Below are 9,425 nucleotides of genomic sequence, written 5' to 3'. Positions count from 1 at the left end.
TGATATTCAATCTTCATTAAAAAGTGCATCCCAAAAATGGAAAGAATACTTAAAGGCTGAAAAGATATTTTTGTTGTCATATTGCAATGAAAACAAAGAACAACCAAAATATTATTCTGATAACATTTTAAATGAAAAAGCTTTTGAGATAGATATTGCCAACTTAACCAACTTAGAAGAAAAAATAATTTTTCATTTTAACAATGAATCTTTTTTTCGGAAATTATTTTGCTTTTTAGGCGTAAATTCAACTTTAAAAAACAGGGCTTCTGAGATTAGAATTATTTTAAGAGATTCTTTAATTGTAGAAACAACCGGATTCCAATTTACCCAAAACACTATACTTCAATTAATTGATGACAAAATTAAATTAGCGAAGAATTTAATTGAAACAATTGCAGGATGGAAAAAATGGAAACAACAAAATTTAATCCAAGGTAACCCACCAAAAAACGAAGCCGAATATTGGGAATTTGAAAATATAAAAATTGATGGTTTAAAGAAACAAGACCAAAAGCTTTCTCAGCCTAATTGTTTTTACGATGAATTAGATGTTACCCTGCGGCACAAAGCATTTCAATTGGCATTGCATTATTGGGAAGGACGATGGCTTTTGCAAATTGAGAAGGATTTGACAGATGTAAACTTTGACAAAAAGGGGGTTGATGCAATAAAAAACAGATGGAACAGACAAGCAATGCTTACACCTTGTTTTGTAAGTACGTTTTATATGGCACCCAAATTTTTCAGTTCATTCAAATTTTTAAAGAAAGGCGAAGACGGAAAAAACATTTTCGATAATCCCCCACTTTTTAACTTCATTGATTTATTAATTGTTGATGAAGCTGGGCAAGTTTCACCAGAAGTTGGAATAGCTACATTTTCTCTTGCGAAACAAGCGGTAATAGTTGGAGATGTTAAGCAAATTGAGCCAGTTTGGAACATCACGAACAAAATTGATGTTGGAAATTTAAAACGCGAAGGATTGATTAAAAATTATGAAGACCTTGTTTATGAAAAAGAGTTTGACCCCAAAGGATTTTTAGCTTCGACGGGAAGTATCATGAAAATGGCACAAAACGCTTGTTGCTATAAAGAGGTTGGATTATCAGAAAAAGGTGTCATTCTTGTTGAACATAGACGTTGTTATGACGAAATTATAAATTATTGTAATGTTTTAGCTTATAACGGACAACTAAAACCGCTTAAAGGAAAGGCAGATAAAAGCAATCTTTTTCCACCAATGTATTGCATTCATGTAGAAGGAAACTCTACAATAATTAATACAAGCAGATATAATTTAAATGAAGCAAATGCAATCGTTAATTGGTTAAAACTAAACAAACATAAAATTGAAGAAAAATATGGAAAATTAGAAAATGCTGTTGGTATCATCACGCCATTTGTAGGCCAAAAAAACAGTTTGCAATACGCTCTAAAAAAGGCAGGTTTTGACATTACTTTATTAAAGTTAGGAACGGTCCATGCTTTACAAGGAGCGGAAAGGCCTATCGTTTTATTCTCAATGGTTTATGGTGAAGGAGATTCAGGAACTATGTTTTTTGACCGTAAACCAAATTTACTTAATGTAGCTGTTTCAAGGGCCAAAGATAATTTCATAGTTTTTGCCAACACAAAGATATTTGACAAAAAAGCTAAGACACCATCAGGTATTTTAGCTAAACATCTAATTTATAGTTAAATAAGTACGAACGCTGAATATCGGTTTATTTTACAAAGATTAAGAGCCTGTTTAAATTTTGTCCGAATTATTTTAAATACTTCTTTTACCCCCCTAAAAAAATAGCAAACAGGTAATTTTGATTTATTCAAATTAATGCAAACTCCAATTTTTGTAGGGTAAAAGAAGCATTGCCATTTTTACTTGTATATATTTAAACAGGCTCAAAAAAATATTAAAAAAAACAGGCATAAAAGAAGCATCGCACCAAAAACCAATGCTTCTTTTACCACCCTTTTTTACTCGTGCACCGCAACACCTTTTGCAAAGCCCTGCAATAAATTTCTTACCTCGTTAACATCGTTCAGGTAATACTTGGCTGCCGAACTGCTGCTGCCCACTTTGATGGTTACCGAATTTTCGGGCATGGCTTTAAAAGTGTCTTCGTCGGTATGGTCATCGCCGATGGCCAAAGCAAAATCGTACTGGTTTTGGTGCAGCATTGCCGTAACGGCGCGCCCTTTGTTGATTTCGATGTTTTTTATTTCGATCACTTTATTGCCAGACAAAATCTGCAGACCCTGGTTGCTGGTGATGTAATGCAAATTGTTGACCAGTTCGCCAGCACGCAATTCGCCCAAGCCTGCGCCCACATTGCGGTAATGCCAAACTAAGGAATAGGTTTTTTCTTCGACAAAAGAACCGGGCGTACGGTCGGCAAAAGTTTCCAGCACGGGATAAACGGTTTTTTTCCATTGGTCGTCCAGCGATGGCATGCTTTCCCAAGTGCCGTTTAGTTTTTGCCAGGCGCCGTGGTCGGCAATCAACGTAACCGGGATGTGGCCGAACCAGTTTTCTAAAGTCTGGTAATCGCGGCCACTTATCAAAACAACGGTGTTTGAAGGATCAGCCGCCAAATCCTGCAAAATGCGGTACAATTCATCATCCGGCGAAGCTTTTTTCGGGTCTGCGTTAAAGCCAACCAGTGTGCCATCATAATCCAAAAAGAAAATACGGCGGCAGGTTTTAGCATAAATTTTATAAATGGCTTTGGTGGTTACTTCGCTGATGTAACGCGTATGCAACGATTGCTGCAGCTCTTTTACTTCTTTCAAGCGCTCCATAAAAATTTTCACCCAATGCGTTACATTAAATTTTTCTACAATTTTGCGCAGCTTCACCATCCGGCCTTGCTGTTTTTCGACCGGCATTTCCAACGCTTTTTTGATGGTTTCGGCCATCATCACCGTGTTGTTTGGGTTCACGATCAAAGCGTCAATCAACTCGCGCGAAGAGCCGGCCATCTCACTCAAAATCAAAACGCCGGTGTTGTCTGTCCGGCTGGCTACATATTCCTTGCTCACTAAGTTCATGCCGTCGCGCATTGGCGTAACCAGCGCGACATCGGCGCAGGCATACAAAGCCGACAACGTTTCGATCGGAAAAGAGCGGTAAAAATAGTGCACCGGGCTCCAATTGATGGTGCGGAAAAGCGAGTTGATATTGCCCACGCGCTTGTCAATTTCGTCGCGCAAATGTTTGTATTGTGGAACGGTATCACGCGACGGAACGACGATCATGTACAAAACCACTTTGCCGATAAATTCCGGGTTTTTCCGCAGCAGTTCTTCAAAAGCCAGCAAACGCTGCAAAATACCTTTGCTGTAGTCTAAGCGATCAACGGAAAGAACAATTTTGGCACCGTTCAGGCTTTCTTTTAACTGCTCAATTTCCTGTTTAACCTTTTCTGTTGTGGCCAAAGCAGCATATTTTTGCTCATCAATACCCATCGGAAAAGCTTCGGCCACCACCAATCGGTCAGGCAGCGAGATGATATTGGCCGATAAATTAACGTTTAGCAAACGCGCGCAGGAATGGGTAAAATGCTGCACGTCATCAAACGTGTGGAAACCAACCAAATCCGCACCAAGCAGACCTTTCAGCAACTCGTTCCGCCACGGGATCAAGTGGAAAAGCTCGAACGAAGGGAACGGGATATGCAGGAAAAAACCGATGGAAACATCAGGCAGTTTTTCGCGGATGAGCTGCGGAACCAGCATCAGTTGGTAGTCGTGTACCCAAATGGTATCGCCGGGTTTGGCCACGCTCAAAACGGCATCGGCAAATTTTTGGTTTACCTGCTGGTAAAACTCCCAGTTGGATTGCCGGTAATTGCTGTAGGTGGATGCGTAATAATGAAAGATCGGCCAAAGCACTTCGTTGGAAAAACCTTCGTAATATTCGCTGATTTCCTGCTGGCTTAAAAAAACCGGCAACAAGCTCAGTTCGTGCAACTGGCCGATGATTTCCTGCTGTTTTTCCGGGATGATTTCTGTCCCCGGCCAGCCAATCCAGACATTGTCGGCGTTTTGGTAAACCGATCCCAGCCCGGTTGCCAGCCCGCCTTCGCTTGCGGAGGAATGGTAAACGCCTTCTTTTTCCTGTATTTTTACCGGCAACCTGTTCGATACGATGATTGTTTTTCCTGTCATGTCTTGCTTAGTCCTCTCTCCTTATAAAGCCTTTTAAAAAGTAATAAGTTTTTAAAAGGATGCTTTTTTTATGCCGATAAAAGAAGCATCGTCTGGATAGCAATGCTTCTTTTATCGGCATAAATTTGAGGTGCAAGAAGAACACACCCCTAACCCCTCTTGAGAGGGGAAGTATAGTTTGCTACCTTTCACCTCTCAACCTCCTTCTATCCTAAATCCGAAATTAGATTGGCCACCAATGAACTCCAGCCCGTTTGATGGCTGGCACCAACGCCCCGGCTGTTATCGCCATGAAAATATTCGTAAAAAAGCACCAGGTCAGCGTTTTCGGGTTTTTGGTAGAAGCCATTGTCCTCTCCGTTGATCGGGCGTTTTCCAGTTTTGTCTTTGGCAAACATGTTGATCAACCGGCGCGAAAGTTCGTCCGCAGCTTCTTTTAAGTTGATGTGTTTGCCCGAGCCTTTTGGAAACTCCATCGTAAATTCATCACCGTAAAATTCGTGGTATTTGCGCAGCGCGCGGATCAGCATGTAATTGATCGGGAGCCAAATCGGGCCGCGCCAGTTGGAGTTTCCGCCAAACATATCCGAAGTAGATTCTGCCGGATCGTATTGAATAGTATAAGTACTGCCTTCAATATCAACCGAATACGGATTGTCTTTGTAAGCTTTGGACAACGCACGGACGCCGCCTTCGGCCAAAAACTCGTCCTCGTCAAAAACACGTTCCAGTAAATGCGTCAGCTTGGTTTTATCTACAATGGAAAGCAGCACTTTTCCGCCTTTTCTGTTATCGGTAATGGGCAAAAACTGGCGGTTTTTTTCGCGGAACTGGTTGAGCCAGGTTGCCCGTTTTCGGAAATCGCGCAGCTTTTCCAGATTGTTGTAACTGAAAATAGAAACCGCAAAAAGCGAAGTTAAACCCACAATCGAACGCACCTTTAAATGGTATGCGTGGTTGCTTTGCAGGCGCAGCGTATCGTAAAAAAACTTGTCTTCCTCGCTCCACAAGCCCATACCGTTCAAAGCATCGGCAATCAGCACAAAATGTTCGTAAAATTTTACGGCCGAATCTTCAAAAGAGTCATCGTGCATGGCAATTTCCAGCGCAATGTCCATCATGTTGAGGGCGTACATGCCCATCCAACTGGTGCCGTCCACCTGCTCCAGCTCCAGGTGGCCGTTCAGTTTGCTGTTGCGGTCGAACACGCCGATATTATCCAAACCCAAAAAACCGCCGGCAAAAATATTTTTGCCTTCCACGTCTACGCGGTTTGTCCACCAGGTAAAATTGATGATGAGTTTTTGGAAAATGCGTTTCAAAAACTTGATATCGCCTACGCCTCTTTTCTCTTTTTCGATGCGGTAAACTTCCAAAGCAGCCCAGGCATGAACGGGCGGGTTTACATCGCTGAAATCCCATTCGTAGGCCGGGATTTGCCCTTCCGGGTTCATGTACCATTCGCGCATGATCAGGATCAACTGGTTTTTGGCAAAGTTTGGGTCTATCATCGCCATGGCGGCACAATGAAAAGCCAAATCCCATGCCGCGTACCAGGGATATTCCCATTTGTCAGGCATCGAAATGACGTCCTGGTTTTTCAGGTATTTCCAACTGCTGTTCCGTCCGTTCAGCCGGTTTTCCACCACGGGAGAAATGCCGTCGCTTGTGGTCAGCCAGCGTTGTGTATCGTAATGGTAATACTGCCTGCTCCAAAGCAAACCGGCAAAAGCCTGTCGCTGGATGTTCAGCAGATCCGGGCTGGTAGCGTTTGGGTATAAGTTTTTGTAGAAGATGTCCGCCTCTTTTTTTCGGGTGGTAAAAACAGTATCGAACTTTTCGTCCAGCGGGTTTTTTACCCTTCCTTTTGACAGGCGCAACTTAATGGTTTTGGATGATTTTGCCTTCACCATAAACTGATAAACCGGCGAGAATTTAGTGCCCGATTTCAATTCCTGCAAAGCTTCCAAATCTGTACCATTGATGATGGCTTCGTGGAAAGCGTCTTTTACAAAAGGGACATCGTTGGGCGTGCCGAACAAGCGTTCTTTATTGGTTTCGTTTTCGGTAAACAACTGGTAATCCGGCTCGTCGTAATACAAATGGTAAGTTCCCAAAGGCACATGCGTAGCCTTTACCGATCCGTCTTCCTGCGCTTCGATCACCGGTTTGGCTTTTGTTTGATCGTATTGCCAGCGGTTGTAAAACCACAAAGTTGGCAGCACGGTTATCGGCGCATCTTCATCGCCGCGGTTGGTTATTTCAATGCGGATATGGATATCTTCCGAGCTTTTTTTGGCGTATTCTACCGTTACGTCAAAATACCTGTCTTCGTCAAAAATGCCGGTATCCAGCAGTTCGTATTCCTGTTCCAGTTTTGATCGCTCGGCATTCCTGCGGTTTAATTCGTAATACGGGAAAGCCTGCTGCGGATACTTGTACAAATACTTCATGTAATAATGCGTAGGCACATTATCCAGATAGTAATACAGCTCCTTTACATCTTCGCCGTGGTTGCCTTGATAGTTGGTTAAACCATAAAGCCGTTCTTTTAAAATCTTATCTTTTCCGTTCCATAAAGCAACAGAGAAACACAGTTGCTGGTAATAGTCAGAAATCCCGGCCAAACCATCTTCGCCCCAGCGGTAAACGCGGCTGCGGGCATGGTCATGCGGAAAGTAGTTCCAGGCATCGCCGTTCTGGCTGTAATCTTCCCGAACGGTGCCCCATTGCCGTTCGCTCAGGTACGGCCCCCATCTTTCTAAAGGGACTTCTTTGGCTTCGTTTTCGAGTATGCGCAGTTGTTCTGCATCGGTATTGTCATCAAACATAGTAGAATTTTATCCTGTGCCGGTTTTAGGTTGATAAAAACAGCATTTAAGCATCAGTAGATTTTGTTGTAGTTATGGTTCGGCATATATCAAACCCCAAATAATTGCAGTGCGGCTTCAAAGTTAAACTAATCCGGCCGAATCAAATACACAAAAATCAATTCGGCCCAAGCCTTTGCCGATACTGTTTTTATGCCGGTAAAAACAGTATTGGCCGGTATATACGTGCTTGGCCAGGATTAGTTTTGAAGCAAATTTTTTTGTTATTAAAACATTAAAAAGGCAGATTTCTTTATTATCTATATGATTATAACTGATTACCCTGGAAACCCATACCCTTTAGGAGCAACATTAGACAACAAAGGTGTTAATTTTGCGCTGTTTGCACCGGGCGCTACCGCTGTACAATTGTGTTTGTTTGATGATGACGGCCACGAAACAAAAATAGATGTAAAAGAATGCACCTATTACATCTGGCATGTTTATCTCCCGCAATTAAAAGCCGGGCAGCTTTATGGCTACCGTGTTGACGGCCCTTACGACCCGCTGAACGGTTTACGCTACAACGCCTGTAAAGTTTTGATTGACCCTTACGCCAAATCCATCGCCGGGCCGGTAAAATGGCACGAATCTCTTTTTGGTTACGATGTGAACGACCCGGACAAAGACCTGAGTTTTAGCGATACCGACAATGCCGAATACGTTCCGAAAAGTGTGGTAATAGACGAAAATTATGACTGGGAAGGCGACAAAAAACTTGATATCCCTTACCATAAAACCATTATTTACGAAACGCACGTCAAAGGCTTTACCAACCTCAACCCCGAAATCCCGGAGGAAATCAGAGGCACTTATGCAGCAATGGCGCATCCGGCAACCATCAAATATTTAAAAAGACTTGGCATTACAGCGGTTGAGTTGATGCCTGTCCATCACTTTATCATTGATGAACATTTGGTAAAACACAACCTGTCCAACTATTGGGGCTATAATACCATTGGTTTTTTTGCGCCCGATGTGCGCTACTCCAGTAGCGGCACGCAGGGACAGCAGGTTACCGAATTTAAAAACATGGTAAAAGAACTGCACAAAGCAGGGCTTGAAGTGATTATTGATGTGGTTTACAACCATACCGCCGAAGGGAACGAGCTGGGCCCGACGCTTTCTTTTAAAGGGATTGATAACGCTGCCTATTACCGTTTGATGGACGAAAACAAACGCTATTACAAAGATTATACCGGCACCGGCAACACTTTGAATGCCAATTTGCCAAACGTGCTCCGTTTGATTATGGATAGCTTGCGTTACTGGATCACCGAAATGCACGTAGATGGCTTTCGGTTTGATTTGGCTTCTACCCTGGCCCGCGAACTGCACGAGGTAAATAAACTAAGTTCTTTTTTTGAAATTATTTACCAGGACCCGGTCATCTCCCAAGCCAAACTGATTGCCGAACCCTGGGACATTGGCGAAGGCGGCTACCAGGTTGGAAACTTCCCGTCCGAATGGGCGGAGTGGAACGGCAAGTACCGCGATTGCATGCGCGATTACTGGCGCGGTGCCGACAGTATGTTGGGCGAATTTGCCGAACGTTTAAGCGGCAGCCCGGATTTGTACATGGACGATGCCCGTAACCCAACGGCCAGCATCAACTTTATTACGGCGCATGATGGTTTTACCTTGCACGATCTGGTTTCGTACAACGAGAAACACAACGAAGCAAACGGCGAAAACAACAACGACGGCGAAAGCCACAACCGATCCTGGAACTGCGGTGTGGAAGGCCCGACGGACGACCCGGAAATTATCAAACTACGGAACCAGCAAAAACGCAACTTCTTAGCTACTTTGTTTCTATCGCAAGGCGTACCGATGCTGGTTGCCGGCGATGAATTTGGGCGGACGCAAGGCGGAAACAATAATGCTTACTGCCAGGACAACGAAGTTTCGTGGCTGGATTGGAAAAATGCAGACCAGAAATTGCTGGAGTTTACCCAAAAACTGATCGAACTGCGCAAAAACCATCCTGTTTTTTGCCGCCGGAACTGGTTTCAGGGCGTTGCTATCCGCACAAAGGTAAATGATATTGCCTGGTTTTTGCCCGAAGGAATGGAAATGTCGGAAGAAAACTGGTCGCATGATTTTGCCAAATCGTTGGGCGTATTTTTAAATGGCCGCGAATTGCATTATGTAGATGAACAGGGCAATAAAATTTGGGACGATAGCTTCTACGTGATTTTTAACGCCTACCACGGCCCGTTAGACTACATCCTTCCGCCCGAAAAATTTGCCAAATCCTGGCTTAAAGTTTTAGACACTTCGGAAGATTGTATAACCGAAACCGGTACGCGCTTTAACGCAACAGACACGATCAATGTAGCCGGCCGATCCGTTGTCGTTTTAAAACAATTAAAAAATTAA

4 protein-coding genes are annotated in these 9,425 nt (G+C 43.3%); 2 read left to right on the top strand and 2 right to left on the bottom strand.

What is annotated here, in order from left to right; all coding sequences use genetic code 11:
* On the top strand, nt 1-1,702 hold a 1,702-nt coding region (locus tag V5804_RS03480; RefSeq protein WP_369589982.1), incomplete at its 5' end, for a DEAD/DEAH box helicase.
* Nucleotides 1,703-1,980: 278 nt separating this feature from the next.
* Here V5804_RS03480 and V5804_RS03475 read toward each other — a convergent pair.
* Nucleotides 1,981-4,173: a bifunctional alpha,alpha-trehalose-phosphate synthase (UDP-forming)/trehalose-phosphatase gene (locus V5804_RS03475; RefSeq protein WP_369589981.1), complete on the bottom strand. Its 2,193-nt coding sequence runs from the start codon at nt 4,171-4,173 to the stop codon at nt 1,981-1,983.
* A 206-nt stretch (nt 4,174-4,379) separates the two neighbouring features.
* Nucleotides 4,380-7,004 (bottom strand): glucosidase, encoded by a 2,625-nt coding sequence (locus V5804_RS03470; protein WP_369589980.1) that lies wholly within the window; start codon nt 7,002-7,004, stop codon nt 4,380-4,382.
* 303 nt (nt 7,005-7,307) lie between these two features.
* Here V5804_RS03470 and glgX point away from each other — a divergent pair, with 303 nt between their 5' ends.
* On the top strand, nt 7,308-9,425 hold the full coding sequence (glgX, locus tag V5804_RS03465) for a glycogen debranching protein GlgX (protein ID WP_369589979.1): 2,118 nt from the start codon (nt 7,308-7,310) through the stop codon (nt 9,423-9,425).

Origin of the sequence: Mucilaginibacter sp. (assembly GCF_041088075.1) — a bacterium.
Taxonomy (GTDB): Bacteria; Bacteroidota; Bacteroidia; order Sphingobacteriales; family Sphingobacteriaceae; genus Mucilaginibacter_A.
The sequence above is the reverse complement of the archived record's forward strand: the minus strand, read 5'-3'. Positions and strand labels throughout refer to the sequence as shown.